The 16,316-nt window shown below is 70.9% G+C and carries 15 protein-coding genes and 1 pseudogene; 8 read left to right on the plus strand and 8 right to left on the minus strand.

Annotation, left to right across the window (positions count from 1 at the left end; all coding sequences use genetic code 11):
- Nucleotides 1–192, plus strand: a pseudogene (locus TR49_RS44195) (DUF461 domain-containing protein); the annotation flags it as partial.
- A gap of 156 nt (nt 193–348) precedes the next feature.
- On the opposite strand, the gene phoP reads toward TR49_RS44195, so the two are convergent.
- Nucleotides 349–1,026, minus strand: a complete 678-nt coding sequence (gene phoP, locus TR49_RS33695; RefSeq protein ID WP_500799095.1) for a two-component system response regulator PhoP — start codon at nt 1,024–1,026, stop codon at nt 349–351.
- Between the two features lie 5 nt (nt 1,027–1,031).
- The gene (locus TR49_RS33700) at nt 1,032–2,366 is read right to left on the minus strand and encodes a sensor histidine kinase (protein ID WP_042388636.1); all 1,335 of its coding nucleotides are present in this window, start codon (nt 2,364–2,366) and stop codon (nt 1,032–1,034) included.
- A 177-nt stretch (nt 2,367–2,543) separates the two neighbouring features.
- On the opposite strand from TR49_RS33700, the gene phoU reads away from it, so the two are divergent.
- Together phoU and TR49_RS44200 are read left to right on the plus strand one after the other, a co-directional pair.
- A complete protein-coding gene (phoU, locus tag TR49_RS33705) occupies nt 2,544–3,218 on the plus strand; it encodes a phosphate signaling complex protein PhoU (RefSeq protein ID WP_042388638.1) in 675 nt (224 codons plus the stop codon).
- 150 nt (nt 3,219–3,368) lie between these two features.
- Entirely contained in the window at nt 3,369–3,545 is a 177-nt protein-coding gene (locus TR49_RS44200) for a hypothetical protein (protein ID WP_160311683.1), read from the plus strand.
- A gap of 134 nt (nt 3,546–3,679) precedes the next feature.
- On the opposite strand, the gene TR49_RS33710 is transcribed toward TR49_RS44200, so the two are convergent.
- The 3 genes from TR49_RS33710 to TR49_RS33720 all read right to left on the minus strand — a co-directional run bounded on the left by TR49_RS33710 (nt 3,680) and on the right by TR49_RS33720 (nt 6,542).
- Entirely contained in the window at nt 3,680–4,495 is an 816-nt protein-coding gene (locus TR49_RS33710) for a hypothetical protein (RefSeq protein WP_042388639.1), read from the minus strand.
- 40 nt (nt 4,496–4,535) lie between these two features.
- Entirely contained in the window at nt 4,536–5,507 is a 972-nt protein-coding gene (locus TR49_RS33715) for a hypothetical protein (RefSeq protein WP_042388640.1), read from the minus strand.
- A gap of 276 nt (nt 5,508–5,783) precedes the next feature.
- Complete coding sequence (locus TR49_RS33720) at nt 5,784–6,542, minus strand: phosphoglyceromutase (RefSeq protein ID WP_042388663.1); 759 nt, start codon at nt 6,540–6,542, stop codon at nt 5,784–5,786.
- A 105-nt stretch (nt 6,543–6,647) separates the two neighbouring features.
- Here TR49_RS33720 and TR49_RS33725 point away from each other — a divergent pair, with 105 nt between their 5' ends.
- Together TR49_RS33725 and TR49_RS33730 are read left to right on the plus strand one after the other, a co-directional pair.
- Nucleotides 6,648–8,018, plus strand: a complete 1,371-nt coding sequence (locus TR49_RS33725) for an MDR family MFS transporter (RefSeq protein ID WP_063770238.1) — start codon at nt 6,648–6,650, stop codon at nt 8,016–8,018.
- A gap of 10 nt (nt 8,019–8,028) precedes the next feature.
- Entirely contained in the window at nt 8,029–9,324 is a 1,296-nt protein-coding gene (locus TR49_RS33730; RefSeq protein ID WP_042388666.1) for a GNAT family N-acetyltransferase, read from the plus strand.
- Nucleotides 9,325–9,366: 42 nt separating this feature from the next.
- On the opposite strand, the gene TR49_RS33735 is transcribed toward TR49_RS33730, so the two are convergent.
- The 3 genes from TR49_RS33735 to TR49_RS33745 form a co-directional block, all read right to left on the minus strand.
- Nucleotides 9,367–10,266 carry a deoxyribonuclease IV gene (locus TR49_RS33735; RefSeq protein WP_042388642.1) on the minus strand — a complete coding sequence of 300 codons (900 nt, stop codon included), beginning with the start codon at nt 10,264–10,266 and terminating at the stop codon, nt 9,367–9,369.
- 121 nt (nt 10,267–10,387) lie between these two features.
- On the minus strand, nt 10,388–11,269 hold the full coding sequence (locus tag TR49_RS33740; RefSeq protein ID WP_042388643.1) for an AraC family transcriptional regulator: 882 nt from the start codon (nt 11,267–11,269) through the stop codon (nt 10,388–10,390).
- Nucleotides 11,270–11,382: 113 nt separating this feature from the next.
- Nucleotides 11,383–12,018, minus strand: a complete 636-nt coding sequence (locus TR49_RS33745; RefSeq protein ID WP_236653645.1) for a TetR/AcrR family transcriptional regulator — start codon at nt 12,016–12,018, stop codon at nt 11,383–11,385.
- Between TR49_RS33745 and TR49_RS33750 the strand changes: the two genes are divergently transcribed.
- From TR49_RS33750 to TR49_RS44205, 3 genes are all read left to right on the plus strand, one after another.
- Complete coding sequence (locus TR49_RS33750) at nt 12,017–13,807, plus strand: recombinase family protein (protein ID WP_052434874.1); 1,791 nt, start codon at nt 12,017–12,019, stop codon at nt 13,805–13,807. The genes TR49_RS33745 and TR49_RS33750 overlap by 2 nt on opposite strands.
- A gap of 749 nt (nt 13,808–14,556) precedes the next feature.
- Nucleotides 14,557–15,285, plus strand: coding sequence for a recombination directionality factor (locus TR49_RS46880; RefSeq protein ID WP_369405357.1), 729 nt, complete (start codon nt 14,557–14,559; stop codon nt 15,283–15,285).
- Between the two features lie 226 nt (nt 15,286–15,511).
- Nucleotides 15,512–16,316 (plus strand): hypothetical protein (locus TR49_RS44205; protein WP_160311685.1); only part of this gene is annotated, 805 nt, incomplete at its 3' end.

The following is a 16,316-nucleotide window of genomic DNA, read 5'->3' on the forward strand; positions in this document are numbered from 1 at the left end:
CTGTACGCCCCGGTCCCGCCGGCGGCCCCGTCCCCGACGGTGACCCCGGGTGGTCTGCCGAGCGGCCTGCCGACCGGCGGCGCCTCGCCGACCGGCGGCGCCTCGCCGACGATCTCCGCCTCGGCCGCCGCGCACACCACCAAGAAGCCGGGCGAGCCCAAGACCTCGCCGTCGGCGAGCGCCACGCGCTGACCCCGGCGGTCCGGCGCTGAAGAACGTCAAAGCCGTCGACGCGCCGGACCCGCCGAACATGCGAAGAGGCCGGGGCGGCACCGCACGAGCGGTGCCGCCCCGGCCTCTTTCGAGTGAACCCTCTGCTCGGGTGAACTTCGGCGGGGAGTGGGCCGATCAGGGCTCGAACTTGTAGCCCAGACCGCGCACGGTCACCAGGTAGCGCGGCGCGCCCGGGTCCGGCTCGATCTTCGCGCGCAGGCGCTTGACGTGGACGTCGAGGGTCTTGGTGTCGCCGACGTAGTCCGCGCCCCAGACCCGGTCGATCAGCTGCATGCGGGTGAGCACCCGGCCCGCGTTGCGCAGCAGCATCTCCAGCAGGTCGAACTCCTTCAGCGGCAGGTCGACCTTGGCGCCGTCGACGGTGACCACGTGGCGGTCGACGTCCATGCGGACCGGTCCGGCCTCCAGCGCGCCGGGGCCGCCGCTGGCCTCCTCGGTCTCGCCGCGGCGGCGCAGCACCGCGCGGATGCGGGCGACCAGCTCGCGGGTGGAGTAGGGCTTGGTGACGTAGTCGTCAGCCCCTATCTCCAGGCCGACGACCTTGTCGATCTCGCTGTCCTTGGCCGTGACCATGATCACCGGCACGGAGGACTTGGCCCGCAGCTGGCGGCAGACCTCGGTGCCGGGGAGGCCGGGCAGCATCAGGTCGAGCAGCACCAGGTCGGCGCCGTTGCGCTCGAATTGATCCAGGGCGTCGGGGCCGGTGGCGGCGATGGCCACCTCGAAGCCCTCCTTACGCAGCATGTAGGAGAGGGCGTCGCTGAACGACTCCTCGTCCTCGACGACAAGCACACGGGTCACGGCATGGCCTCCGGGGCGGCAGGGGTGGTGGTGGGAGCTGTGGGGTGAGTGGGATCGGCGGTCAGGTCGTCGGGGAGCACGACGGTCTCTTCGGCGGCGTCACCCCCGGCGTCGACGTCACCGTCGATGTCACAGTCGGTGTCATCGCCGGCGAAGTGAGCAGCGCGTGCGGCGGCCTCGTCGTTCCTACCCGCGGGAAGGCGCAGGGTGAACGTCGAGCCCTGGCCTTCGACGCTCCACACCGCCACGCTGCCGCCGTGGGAGGCGGCGACGTGCTTGACGATGGAGAGGCCGAGGCCGGTGCCGCCGGTCGCGCGGGACCGGGCCGGATCGACCCGGTAGAAGCGCTCGAAGATCCGGTCGCGGTCCTTCTCGGAGATGCCTACGCCCTGGTCGGTGACGGATATCTCGACCAGGCTCTGCTTGCCGCCGGGCACCTTGCGGGCGGCGATGGCCACCCGGGTCCGGGCGGGGCTGTAGTTCACGGCGTTCTCGACCAGGTTGCCGAGGGCCGCGGCGAGCTGCCCGCGGTTGCCGTAGAGCTGGAGTCCGGCGATGCCGCCGGCGGCCATGGTGATCTGCTTCGCGGCGGCCTGGTGGCGGCAGCGGTCCATCGCCTCGGCGACCAGCTCGTCGATCGGCACCATCTCGGCGTCGACCAGGCGCACGTCGTCCTGGACCCGGGAGAGCTCGATGATCTCCTGGACCAGGTTGGTCAGGCGCGCGGACTCGATCAGCATCCGGCCCGCGAAGCGGCGCACCGCCTCCGGGTCGTCGCTGGCGTCCTGGACGGCCTCGGAGAGCAGCGAGAGCGCGCCGACCGGGGTCTTCAGCTCGTGCGAGACGTTGGCGACGAAGTCGCGGCGCACCGCCTCGATCCGTCTGGCCTCGGTCAGGTCCTCGACCAGGACCAGGACCAGCCGGGAGCCCAGTGGAGCCACCCGGACCGAGACCGCGAGCACCTCGCCGCCGCCGCTCGCGCGTCTGGGAATGTCGAGATCCGCCTGGCGTATCTCCCCGTCGCGGCGGGTGAGCCGGGCCATGGCGAGGATCGCGTCGACGGCGATCGCCCCACCGCGCACCAGTCCGAGGGCGTAGGCGGCGGAGCTCGCCTTGATCACCTGATCGCTCTCGTCCAGCACGACGGCGCAGGAGCGCAGCACCGACAGCACGGTGTCCACGCCGGGCGGCAGGGCCGGTTCCTCCTGCTGGTCGCTGCGCTTGGCGGGCCGGTGTTCCTTCTCGCTCCAGCGGAAGGCGAGCGCGGCGGTGAGGCCGACTCCGAGCCCGACGAGCGCGCTCACGGAGGCGGCGGCCACGTTCACATCCATGCCAATCAGCGTAAGCGCACGTCGGTGACCAGCCGTAACCCCAGGACAATGCGCTCAGCCGGAGGTCGCCGAGAATTCACCTTCACGTCTCCGCTGATTCACTCCGGTTGCGGGCCCGGGTCGTCCGGGCAGCCCAGAATGGTAGGCGAACACCCGTCCAGGAGGGATGACTGCAGCATGCGCGACTCGTACCACGAGGAACTCGACTCGATCAGCGACGGCCTGGTGGAGCTGGCCCGCCTGGCCGGCTCCGCGATGGGCCGGGCCACCACGGCGCTGCTCGACGCCGACCTGGAGCTGGCGGAGAGCGTGATCGCCGCCGACGAGAAGCTGGACCAGCTCCACCACGACCTGGAGAACCGCTCCATCGCCCTGCTGGCCCGCCAGCAGCCGGTCGCCACCGACCTGCGCATCGTGGTCACCTCGCTCCGGATGAGCGCGGACCTGGAGCGCAGCGGCGACCTGGCCCGCCACGTGGCCAAGCTGGCCCGCCTGCGCTACCCGGACTCGGCGGTCCCGTCCGACCTGCACCCGATCATTCTGGAGATGGGCCAGCTGGCCCAGCGCCTGATCGCCAAGGCCGGCCAGGTCATCGCCACCAAGGACGTCGAGGCGGCGCTCGAGCTGGAGCGCGACGACGACCGCATGGACGAGCTGCACCGCGAGCTCTTCGCCCACCTGCTGGACGACCGCTGGCACCACGGTGTCGAGACCGCCGTCGACGTCACCCTGTGCGGCCGCTACTACGAGCGCTTCGCCGACCACGCGGTCTCGGTGGCCAAGCGCGTCGTCTTCCTGGTCACCGGCGAGCACGCGGACGACTTCGTCCCGGAGCCCGGCGACGAGTCCTGACCGTCAAGCCCCCTGCAGTGGGGGCGCGCGAACGGGCGTACGGGTGTTCCCGTACGCCCGTTGACGCTCCGTACACGGGACTCTTCACTGGGAGACAGACAGGCCCGCCGACCAGGCGGGCCTGGACAGGCACGAGGAGGACCAGTCTCGATGACCCAGACTCTCTCGAAGGCCCAGACTGCCCCGGAGGCGGGAACGACCGCGTCACCGTCGGCCGAGGTCACCAGGCTGCCGCTGCTCGCCGCCTGCGGCTGCGGCTCGGGCTGCGGCTGCGGCTGCCAGTCCGGCGGCACCTGCCAGTGCGGCGGAGGCTGCTGCTCACACTGACGGGCCGCTCCCCCACCCACACCTCGGAGCGTCATCCCGTCCCTGACGCTCCTTCACGACGCCGTGCGGCCCCGTCGCCCACGGCGTCGTGCGTTGTCCACCCGCCTCCCACCCCACGGCGCCGACCGGCCCCCTCAGATAGGAACGCGCCGCCAGTCGCTGTCCGCCCCGCCGTTCCCCGGGGCCACGGTACCGAGATCGATGGGCTTCTTGGTGGTGCGATACTCCCATTGGTTGTTTTGCCACTTGACGGTGTGCCTGATTTCGAAGGCGGAATTTCCGATACGCTGGGCTCGCGCGTCGTCCTCGCCGGTGCGCTTCCTTTTGAAAACCTGCGTGAAAACGCAGTGGTATTCGTCCCCGTTCCTTGTCATTAGGTTGGACTTGATCGCACTGGTCGACAGCAGATGCATGTCAATCCGCTGCTCATCCGCCGCAAGCCAGTCAGAAGTGTACGAATTATGCACATTGAAGACCGCGGAGCTTTCGTCCTCCACGAAGACTATGATTTCCTTCGCCTGCCAGCCGGCGACGTTTCCCGTGCTCCCCTGCAGGGTGTTCACCACGATGACGCCGATGGTCATAGGAAGAGCCTGCTCATGGAAAGCGGTGGTGACCGAATCCGGCTGGGACGAAGTGCCGACCGCGGATTGACTGCTGCCGGACGCGATGGAACTCGAACTCGTGGCTATCTGCGTGTACGCCGCGGTGAGGCCCGACTGGCCGAGCGCGTTCTGCTGATGACCGGTCAGGCCACCGGACAGCGCATCGGCTCGCGGCATGACGTACTCCAGGACCTGCCGGACCAGGTGGTCCGGCAGGAGCTGCGGCAGTGTTCGCCCGGCTTCCTCCGCCCGCTGCGGGTCGTTCCGCTGGTCCGTCCCGCCGCCGTCCCCCGGGTCCGTCGCGTCGTCGCCGGAACCCGGGTCGTGTGCCCTGCTGCCGAACATCACCCCTCCTCAATCCGCCGCGTGACCGGCATCCCGCGCGTCACCGCGCCTCACCGCTCAGGGCGGCGAGCACCCGCTGGTCGAACAGAGCTTCGATCTCGGCGTCCGTGACGGCCTCCGGCCCCAGGCCCGCGGCCCGCACGTCCGCGATGGCGGCCCGCAACGCCGTGTCCCGTTCCCGGGTCAGTCGCGTCGTCTCCTCCTCGGGCAGGGAAGGCGCGGAACCGACGAGGTCGCCGGCCAGCCATTGATCGCCGTACAACCAGGTCTGTGATGGCGCGTCGTACGGCAGCCACTGGCCGGTCCCGTCGTGGAGGCGGAGCCACAGACCGTGCTCACCCGGGCGCTCCCAGACCTGGTCCGCCTCGTGGTGGTACTCGTACTCCCCTGAATCCGTGGCACGGCGCCACCGGCCGGACTCGCGGTCGAAGAGCATCGTCGCCGGATCGGCGGGCTCGCCGCGGTGGTACAGGTTGCCGTCCCGGTCACGCGCATAGCCGGGGTTGTCCAGGACCGGCTCCACGACGGTGACGCCGTCCTCCAGGTACCAGCGCTCGGCGTCGTAGAGCAGCCCGGAAGCCTCGTCCCGGGAGAGCCGGGACTCCTCGTCCACAGCGTCCTCCGCAACCGCCGAATCGACCGGCCGCCAGGCGTCCGGCCCGGCGAAGCGCTGATCGGAGTAGACCAGATGGCCTTCCGCCGTCTCACTCACGAAGTGGCCCGACCATTCGGCCGACAGACCATGGTCCACGGCCGGCCGGGACAGCGCGGCGAACTTGATCCGGGCTGCCACACGGTCCTGGTCCGGATCGTCCTCGGCAAGCGCGTCCGCCAGGGCGGCGAAGCCGTACTCCCCGACACTGCTCGCCGAGTCGCCGCCGACCAGCTCCGGGCAGGCCCACCGGATCTGCTCCTCCAACTGCGCGAACGTGGCCGCGGACCGCCACCCGTCGGCCGCGTCCCACATCCGTTCGAGCAGCTCAACGTACGGATCCCAGTCGGAAAACGCCACACTCGTCTCCTGAAACTCCGGCGGCAGCCGTGGAAGCGGGAACCCCGAGCGGGTGCCGGCAGCGAACCGCCGGTGGACAGGTCGCAAAGACCCCCGGTCCGCGGCCCACGACCGTCGGCGGCTTGTCCTGGCCAAGCCTGGCACCGTGCCGCGGCGGCGGTCCTGCCTCATCAGGCGAGCTTTCACGCAGGCCTGACGGCCCACGGACGGCCCCGAGCACGAAAAAGCCCCCCGTCCGCGCTGTTCGCGCAGGCGGGGGGCATGATCACGCAGGTGTTACTTCTTGCCCTGGTTCTTGACGGCCTCGATGGCCGCGGCCGCGGCGGCAGGGTCGAGGTAGCGGCCGCCCTTGGTGAGGGGCTTGAAGTCGGCGTCGAGCTCGTAGAGGAGCGGGATGCCGGTGGGGATGTTGAGGCCGGCGATGGCCTCGTCGGAGATGTCGTCGAGGTGCTTGACCAGCGCGCGCAGCGAGTTGCCGTGGGCGGTGACCAGAACCGTGCGGCCCGCGGCCAGATCCGGGACGATCGCGTCGTACCAGTACGGCAGCATGCGGTGGACGACGTCCTTGAGGCACTCGGTGCGCGGGCGGATGTCCGCCGGCAGCTCCGCGTAGCGGACGTCGTGGGCCTGGGAGTACTCGGCGTCGTCGGCGAGCGGGGGCGGCGGGGTGTCGTACGAGCGGCGCCACAGCATGAACTGCTCCTCGCCGAACTCCGCGAGGGTCTGCGCCTTGTCCTTGCCCTGGAGCGCGCCGTAGTGGCGCTCGTTCAGGCGCCAGCTGCGGTGGACCGGGACCCAGTGGCGGTCCGCGCGGTCCAGCGCGATCTGCGCGGTGCGGATCGCGCGGCGCAGCAGGGAGGTGTGCAGCACATCGGGCAGCAGGCCCTCGGCGGCGAGCAGTTCGCCGCCGCGTACGGCCTCCTTCTCGCCCTTCTCGTTCAGGTCGACGTCGACCCAGCCGGTGAAGAGGTTCTTCTCGTTCCACTGGCTCTCGCCGTGACGGAGCAGCACAAGACGGTAGGGAGCATCAGCCATGGCCACGAGCCTAGTCCAGGTCGTAATCCGGTGGCGCCGCCGTCTCATCGCCGAGTAATGTCCCACCTGCTGATCTGACACTTACCTGCCGAGGTCGGAGCGCATATGACCACCGCCGTCCCCACCCGCCTCCCCCGACTTGGCGCTGCCCTTCGGGAGTCCGTCGGCGGCCTGCCCCGCACCTTCTGGTGGCTGTGGACCAGCACGCTGGTCAACCGCCTGGGCAGCTTCGTCGTCACCTTTCTCACCCTCTACCTGACCACCGACCGCGGCTACTCGCCCGCAGTGGCCGGCCTGGTCGTGTCCGCGTTCGGGCTCGGCGGCGTCTTCGGGGCGATCGGGGGCGGCGTCCTCGCGGACCGGCTCGGGCGCCGTCCGACGCTGCTCGCGGCACAGTCGCTCGCCGCGCTCACCACCGTGCTGCTCGGCTACACCACCGCGCCGGCGCTGATCGCGCTGGTGGCCGGGCTGCTCGGGCTGACCAGCAACGCGGCCCGACCCGCCATCTCCGCGATCATGGCCGACCTGGTGCCCGGCCCCGACCGGGTCCGGGCCTTCTCGCTCAACTACTGGGCCATCAACATCGGCTTCGCCGTCTCGGCCTCCGTGGCGGGCGTGCTCTCCTCGCACGGCTACCTGCTCCTCTTCTACGGCGACGCGATCACCACGCTGCTCTGCGCGCTCGTCGTCTTCCTCCGGATCCCGGAGACGCGCCCCGAGCGTCCGGCCGACGCCACTCAGGACTCCTCGACGCCGGAGGAGCAGGTCGGCCTCGGTACCGTCTTCCGGGACGGTCCCTTCGTCTCGCTGGTCGGCCTCACCTTCCTGATCGCGATGACGATCGGCCTGGGCCAGGTCGCGGTGCCCGTGGTGATGGGCCGCCAGGGATTCTCCGCGACCGACTACGGCCTGGTCGTCGCGATCAACGGCGTGCTGATCGTGCTCGCCCAGATCCCCGCCACCCGGATGATCCGAGGTCGCGGCCGCACCGGCATCCAGGTGGCCGCCTCGCTGCTGTTCGGCTTCGGCATGGCGCTCTGCGCCTTCGCCCCCGGCGCGAGCTCGGGCGGCATGGCCGTCTACGCGCTCAGCGTCGCGGTCTGGACCGTCGGCGAGATCATCTGGACGCCCGTCAACCAGGCGCTGGTCGCGGAGCTGTCGCCGGTCCACGGGCGCGGCCGCTACCAGGGCGCGTACTCGCTGGCCTGGCAGGCGTCGTCGTTCCTGGCCCCGCTGGCCGCCGGCGGCATGCTGACCCTGTGGGGCGCGGGATCGGTCTGGCTCACCTGCGCGATCGTCGGCGTGGTCGCCGCGGGGGGTTACGTCCGGCTGATGCGCGGACGGTCCGGCCGCCGCCTCGAGGCCGCCCGCCTCGCCGCCGCGGCGGAGTCCCACCAGGCCGAGGTCGGGGGCGAGCAGGGTGGGGCCGACGCCGCAGGCGGGAAATCGGATGCTGTCGTCGGCGCGGCCTCCTAGAGTGCGCAACATGGGACAGAGCACCAGTGCGGGCGGGGCGGCGAGAAAGCCGGACGAGATCGAGATCCGTGTCGTCGGCGACGGCGACCTCTCCGCCTGGGGGCAGGCGCTCAACGCCGGTTTCATGCGCGCCATGGGCGACGGCTGGGCCGACTACCACCGGGAGCGCTTCGAGCTCGGCCGCGCCCTCGGCGCCTTCGACGGCGAGCGGTGCGTCGGCACCTTCCGCAGCTTCGCCATGGAGCTGACCCTCCCCGGCGGGTCGACCGTGGTCGCCGACGCGGTCACCAACGTGACCGTCTCCGCCACGCACCGGCGCCGCGGCCTGCTCACCCGGATGATGCGTCAGGACCTCGACGCCGCCGTCGCCCGCGGCGAGGCCTTCGCCATCCTGATCGCCGCCGAGTTCGGCATCTACGGCCGCTACGGCTTCGGCCCGGCCAGCGCCCAACAGGGCAGGCTGATCGACAAGCGGACGGCCGGCGGCATCCGCGTCCCCGCCGCCTCCGACGAGGGCACGATCGAGCTGATCAGTATGGCCGAGTACCGCGAGATCGGCCCCGAGCTGCACGAACGCTTCCGCCGCACCCGCCCCGGCGCCGTCTCCCGCGACGCGTTCAAGTGGCGGCTCGACACCGGCGACATCACCCAGCCCGGCGGCAGCTTCACGGAGCCGCTGGTCGCCCTCTACCGCGACGCGGCCGGCCTCCCGGCGGGCGTGCTCGCCTACGACGTCAACGACGAGTGGCGCAACTGGCTGCCGCAGGACGTCACCCTCACGGTGCGGGACTACTTCGCCGTCGACTGGGCGGCGGAGGCCGCGCTGTGGCGCTACGCGCTCCAGGTCGACTGGGTCCAGCGCGTCGCGGTCCGGGACCTCGCCCCGGATTCCCCGCTGCCGCTCGCCCTGCACGACCAGCGTGCCTGCGTCGACAACAACAACAGCGCCGGGGACTTCCTCTGGGTGCGCATCCTCGACGTCCCCCAGGCCTTCTCCGCCCGCACGTACGACGCGCCCGGCCGCGTCGTCTTCGAGGTCGCGGACGGCATGGGCTACACCCCGGGCCGCTTCGTCCTGGAGGCCGCCGAGGACGGCGCCGGCCGCTGTGTCCCGGCCGCAGCGGACGACACCGACGTCGACTTCGCCCTGGACGTCAGCCAGTTGGCGGCGGTCCACTTCGGCCACAAGCCGTTGGGCCAGCTGGAGCAGGCGGGGCTCCTGGAGGAGCGACGGGAAAGCGGCCTGCGCAACGCCCAGCGCGTGCTGCGCACCGACCGGGCGCCGTGGTGCCCGGACGTCTTCTGACGGCTTCGAACGTCTGACCGGAAGGGGCCCGGCGCTCCGCGCCTACGCGTCCCCGCGCAGCCGTCTCAGCGTCAGCACGTCCTCGGCGTGACCGAAGCCCGGGGCCGCGCTGCGGTCCGGGGTCTCCAGGATGAGCGGCACGCCCGCCGTGGCCGGATGGCGGAAGAGGTCGGCGAAGGGCCCCGCGCCGATCCGACCGTCACCGATGTTCGCGTGGCGGTCCTTGCGCGCCCCGACGACGTCCTTGCTGTCGTTGGCGTGGATCAGCTTCAACCGGTCCGGCCCGAAGGTCTTCTCCAGCAGGTCCAGCGCCGCGAGGACGCCGCCCGGCGCGGCGAGGTCGTGCCCGGCGGCGAAGACGTGGCAGGTGTCGAGGCAGACGCCGAGCCTCGGGTGGAAGTCCAACGCGGCCGCGTACTCGGCGAGATCCTCGATCCGCGAGCAGAGCGACTCGCCCTGACCGGCCGTGGGTTCCAGCAGCAGGGGCGGCAGGTCGGCCGCCTCCGCCTGGTCCAGCAGCGGCAGCACGTCCGCCCGCACCTGCGCCATCGCCTCCGCCCTCCGTCCCGAACCGACGGCCGAGCCGGTGTGGACGACGACGCCCCGCGCCCCGATCGCCCGCCCGCGCACCAGGGAGTGCCGCAGCGACTCCGCGGAGCGCTCGCGGGTCGCCGCGGTGTTCGAGCCGAAGTTGATCAGATAGGGCGCGTGCACGTAGACGGGGAGGTCCCGCTGCTCGCACTGCTCGCGGAAGGCACGGTCCTGCGCCGGGTCCCCGGCGGGCGTGGCCCAGCCGCGCGGGTTGGCGACGAAGACCTGGACCGCCTCCGCCCCTATCCTCTCGGCGTAGGCGAGGCCGGTGCCCACGAGCCCGCGCGCGGCGACGGGCACATGGGCGCCGATCGGGTTCCGGCTGCGGCGCGGGTCAGGCTGGTCGTTCACCCGTGCAGCATGCCACGGCGCGGCCGAGGCCCCGCGCCCGGTCCGCCGCGCCCGGTCCTCGGTACTAGGCCCTCGGCACTCGGCCCTCGGTGCTCGGTCCTCGGCGCTCGGCCCTGCGCGCTCAGTCCTCCGGCTCGACGGCGACCCAGAGCTCCGCGAGCGCACCGCCGCCGTCAGGGTCGGCGCCGACCTTCAGCAGCGTCGGCCCCGGCCGGTGCCGGTAGGGGTTGGACGGGAACCACTCGCTGTAGACGTCGCCCCACATCCGCTGCAGCGCCCCGGGGAACTCGCCGATCGCGGTGAACACCGCCCACAGGCCCGCCTCCTGCATCAGCACGTCCAGCCCGGCTGCGGCCTCGCCCCGCGCGCTCTCCGGGCCGGCGACGACCGCGTGGTAGTAGTCGAGCGGGCTGCCCTCCTCGTGGTTCTCCTCGTCGTGCGGCAGCGTGACCGAGACGACCCCGCTCGGCTCCTGGTCCGACAGCGCGGCGATCCTGGCCATGGTGTCCGGCTCGATCGCCTTGATCATCTCCATGATGTGCGGGTTCACGCCCTGGTGGATCTGCGGAACGGTGGCCATCCGCCCCACCACCGCGAACTGCTCCTTCGTCACGATCCGGTACTGCATGAGACTCCTTCCCTCGACGACGAGCCGGAAGGACATCCGCGGCTGCGACTGCAATGCGAGGCCGCCTCTGCGCGCCTCGCCGGGCCCCACCCCGTGCATCGCACGGAACGCCCGCGCGAACGCCTCCCCCGAGCCGTAGCCGTAGCGCACCGCGATGTCGAGCAACGTCCGCTCCCCGGCCACGACCTCGGCCCCGGCCATCGTCAGCCGCCGGCGCCGGACGTACTCCGACAGCGGCATCCCGGCCAGCGCGGAGAACATCCGCCGCAGGTGGTACTCCGAGGTCAGCGCGATCCGCGCCAACTCGCCGACGTCGATCGGCTCCCGAAGGTGCTCCTCGACGTACTCCAGGGCGCCGTTCAACGACTCGAGCACCGACGTCCTTCCGTCGCTCTTTCCTTGTCGTCATCGACCCTAGGAATCCTCGCCCACCCGGCACCCGACTTCCTGTGCCCGCTGCGGTCGGGTGCGCAGGCGGTGACGTCGGGTCAGGCTTTGGCGCGCCGTCCGCGCTTGGTCTTGGCCTCGGGGGCGGCGGGCTGGGCCGCGCGGGAGGCGGTGGTCTTGCCGATGGTCGGCAGAACGAACTCCTTGACCATGTCCACCGCGTCGCGGACCAGCGGGCGGAAGACCCGGTAGCGCGACAGGGTGACGAGCTTGGCGACGAACGGCGAGCAGCGCTGCACGAAGGCGCGGGTCCGCTCGGTGTCGTCGGTGCGGTCGAAGACCCAGTACAGGACGACGACCATGAGGTGCAGCCAGAGCAGGTCGGGCAGCAGTTCGTCCAGCTCGGGGTCGATCTTCGGGGCGAGGTCCGAGCCGTCGAGCACCTCGCGGAAGAGCTGAACGGCCGTGGCGCGGGCCGGGTGGGACTCGTTGGAGAAGGGGCTCAGCGCGCTGTTCGGGTCGGCCGCCGTCCGGAAGAACTGCGCCGCGAACTCGTGGTACGGCGCCGCGCAGTCGATCCAGGACTCCAGAGCGATGGCCAAGCGCTCCGCGAAGTCGGTCCTGCCTTCCATCCGGGCGCGGGCGTCGACCAGGTGCTCGTGCGTCATCCGGTCGTAGAACCCCTGGATCAGGAATTCCTTAGATACCCACCCGATGTCTAGTAATGTCGCCGACATGGAGACCACGCCCGAACTGCACTGCCCCGACGAGTGGGTGCCCATCATCGAGGCTGCCATGGCGAGTGCGCTGCCGCACCCACGGACAGCAGGTCCCGACAGCGTCCGTGTCGGCGTCCTGATCCGGCAGAGCCGGGCACGCGAGGACGACTCGCAGGGCTCTCCCCGCGCCCAGTTGGACACCGCCTTGCACCAGGTGCAGTCGCCGGCGCACGGCTCATGGCACGTCAGTTCGGAGCACGTCTTCGCGGACATCGGTGTCTCTGGCTGGTCCAACACCGTCAAACGCCCCGGCTACGACGCCATGATGCGCGAAGTCCGAGCGGGGAAGCTGGACGTGGTCATCGTCTTCGCCCTGTCGCGCTTGTCGCGCAAGGGCGCCCTCGACGTGCTAAGCATCATCGACGAGTTCCGGAAGCACGGCACACGGCTCGTGTCCGCGACCGAGCCGTGGCTCGACACCGACCCGAGCAACCCCGTCGGGCAGGCGATCCTCGGGCTGACCGCCGCCCTCGCGCAGCAGGAGTCCAACCAGAAGTCGGAGTTCATCACTGGCACCCACGCCCAGGCACGCAAGCGCGGCGGGCACGTCACCGGGCGCGCGCCGTACGGCATGCGCATCACGCCCGTGCTGGTCGACGGAGTCAAGGTGCGGAAGCTGGAGCCCGATCCGGACACCGCTCCGATCGTCCGGAAGATGGTGAAGTGGACGGTCAAGGACCGCCTCGATCGGCGCGAGATCGCAGCGCGGCTCACGAAGGCCAAGATTCCGACGCCGACCGGCAAGAGCGCGTGGCTCGTCGCGACGGTCCGCGGAATTCTCCGGGATCCGCAGATCGCCGGGTACTCGGTGGAGCCCTTCACTCGGCTTGAGAAGGACACCGACGGCAAGACCCGTCGGCGGGCCGTCACAGCCACGCACGGCATCCTCTATGGCGAGGACGGAAGCCCCGTCTCGCTCCACGAGGGGATCATCTCCCGTGAGGAGTGGTGGGAACTCCAGATGATCCAGGGTCATGACGCCAAGGCCCCGAGGGTGCGCAACCCTCGACCCGAAGGTGCGCCCACCGGCCTCTTCACTCGTCTCGGCATCCTGCGTTGCGCCGTGTGCGGGCGACCGCTGCAGTCCAATCCGGGCAAGGGGTCGCGCTACGCCTTCTACACCTGCAACACCGGCCCCGGCGGGCCCCTCAACGCGGCCCGGCACAGCCAGGGCGTGACGATGGCCCAGGTCGACGACGTGGTTCCCCGGATGGCCTTCCGACGCCTGGCTGCTCTCGACCCGCAGGATCAGGCCGACCGGGCCGTCCTCCAGGCGGTGGCCAAGCGCTTCGCCAATCAGCACCGCTCGGAGGAGACGCGGGAGCAGAAGGCTGCAGCCGAGAAGGAACTGGAGCACGTGCAGGCGGCTCTCCGCACGCTGGCCGCCGACCGCGAGGCGGGCGACTTCGACGGCCCCACGATGACCGCGGTCTACCGGGACAGCAACCGCCGTCTCCAGGCGACAGAGCAGCAGCTCTTGGCCACTATCGCGGAGCTCAACACTCGTGACTCCGACGAGGTTGCCCTGCCCTCGGAGTGGTTCCTGCCCACCGACGACCCGATCGCTGACGGGAGTCCTTGGTCGACATGGGACATCAATCGGAAGCGTGAGTTCCTCGTGACCGTACTGGAGGAGGTGAAAGTCTCGCCGGTAGGCCGCAAGGGCAACCATGTGGATGTCGCCGAGCGACTCGATCCTCAGTGGGCGGGAAGCACGAGGGCACATCTCGGCGAGTCGCAAGGTTGACCTGGAGCCTGACCGGCTTGTCACCTTTCGCGGCAATCTCGATAACGATTGCATAACATCAATTACAGGTGGCATGCGCTCTCTTGACACATCCGCGCCTTCAGTCGAAGGTAGTTAGTCCATCTCTTCACCCCCAGATGCACCACCAGTCCCGCCTGCCCCTGGAGTCACGGATGCTCGACCGCCCAACTGCGGTCCTCCAGCGCGCCGCGCAAGCCGCCGCCGCGTCGCCCCTGACGCATGGCCTGGGCAGCTCCGCCGGCCTGGCTGCCGCCCGCGTCTTCAGCAGAGCATGACGCTCAGCTCTTTCCGGGCCTGACCTGGGATTTCCCCGCCAGTCGGAGTGCCCCACGGCACCATCGCCGCATTGGCGGAGCACACGGCGCAGCGCGTGCCTCCAGGCGCCAAGCCACTCAGCATGCCCACCCGAGCCGCAGTCGCCGAGTCGCCGGCGACCTGAGCTAAGCCCCGAAGCACCACGTGTGGCCCGGCCGTCCCGCGGCTCCCTTTTAGGTTTCCGGCTGCAATCCGCCTACGGTCTGGGCCCGACGGCGAAGCAACCGCCCCGCAATCTCCACGATCGCCAATTAGGTCGCGAGCCGCGTCGCCACTACGTTAGCCCTCCGCTTTACGTCACCTGCCCCCAGCGAAAGGCCCTCAGTTTGACGCTGCTTCGCCCTCTCCACCCCAACAATTCCGCCGCCCGTTCCGCAGCCCTGTCCGGACCGACAAACCCGTCTGCCGACGGCGTGCCGGTAGGGACATTCCGCTCCGTCCGGATCACCGGGTCGCTCCCCGACCCGCTTTCCACCTGGTGTGTCACCACGAACCTGCAGCCCGTGGCCGACGCAACGGCGGAACTGCTCGGGGGAAGCGTCCAGACGTGCCCGTCGGCGGGCAACAGCTTCGAGGTTCTCACCGATGCCGCTGAGGTCGACGTCGTCGTCGACTCCCCGTCCCACATCCGTAGTGAGATGCGGCTCTGGGACCGGACCGGACTCGCCCACCACTGCGACGGTCAGGTGTTCCTCGCCAACGACCACCGACGCGGCACCCCCTGCGGCTGCCCGACATCCATCGCGGCCCGTCGGGCGCGCGCCCGCAATGGCCGTGGACCGCAGGCGCACACGCTGACGCGATTCCGGTTGGTCGGCGCACCGATGCTGGGCGTCTTCCTCCACGAGTCCCTGTCATGGGAGCTGGCTGCGGAGGCGGACGGCCTGCGTGCGTCCGTTGCTATGGCGCATGGACCGTCCCGCTTCAAGCTGCGACTGGCAGAGACGGCATTCGCCGTCCCGGGTCTGCGAGCTCTGTCAGTCCGCCGGCCAGTCCTGGATTTCGTCGCGCCCATGACGTCTGCGCTGGCGAACGGTCATGCGGCCTGCGTCCGGTCCGCGGCCGAGGCCGCGAGATCCGCCAGGGCCGTAGTACGAGCCGTCCTCGCCCGTGTGCCGCGCTCCTGCCTCGCCCCGGCTTGAGCCGCAGTACCGCGTAGGCCCCGGGGACCACGAGGGTGTCTTCGACGATTCAGACGATCACCGTCAGCGCGCACGATAGCGCCGTCTGACGTGTGATCACAGTCTCTGCGGAAGGAGGTGATTGGGCATGGTGTATGTAGTAGCGTCGCTGGTCCACCAACCGAATAAGGCGACCCCGGCAGCGCGCCAACGCTCCGGGGTCCGGCACCAGGAGATGAAGCTCCGGATGCACGTTCATCGTAGCCGCCATGTGCGCGGCTTCACCGCCCTGCCCAATTACCTCCTGCAGGACCGCCGCCTGTCCTACACAGCCCGCGGTCTGCTGGCGGACCTGCTCTCCCGCCCGGACGGCTGGCGGGAGGACGGCCGACAGATGGCCGACTCCAGCCCGCAGGGCCGCACCGCGGTCGGCAAGGCGCTGCGCGAGCTCACGCACGCCGGGTACTACCGAGTGGAGAAGGTCCGACAGGCCGACGGCACGGTGGTCAGCGAGTCCCACGTCTACGACACCCCGCAGCCGCTGCCCGCTCCGGCTGCCAAGGTCGCGGGCTCCGGTCGCTGGACGGCCAGTCGTCCTGGCGGCCTTCCAAAGGACCTGGTCAAAGAACCCTCCCACCCCCGCCCCATCGTCCCCACCGACGGGGCGGTGCGGTCCGGCCTGCCCGGAAACGGGGAGGGCGGGCGGGACACCACACCCGACACCACCACTGCTCCGGCCGACGAGTCGACGGCGGGCGGCGGGGCGCCCGCGCACACCGGGCCGGTCGCGCCTGCTCTGGAAGCGGACGCGCCGGAGGTCCGCGAGGCGGCGGCGACGCTGTTCCGGGTCCTGCGTCCGGAGCCGCGCCTGCGCCTCGGCGCGGTCGAGGCCCTGAACCTCGCGCCGCTGGTCGCGCCGTGGCTGGAGGGCGGCTGCACCGAGGCCGACCTCGCTCGTGCCCTGCTGTCGGGCCTGCCCACGCAGGTCCACGCGCCGGTGGCACTGCTTCGTGACCGTCTCACGCGCAAGCTCCCAAGCCCGCCCGCCCCGC

This window comes from Streptacidiphilus melanogenes, from assembly GCF_000787835.1.
GTDB classification, from domain to species: domain Bacteria; phylum Actinomycetota; class Actinomycetes; order Streptomycetales; family Streptomycetaceae; genus Streptacidiphilus; species Streptacidiphilus melanogenes.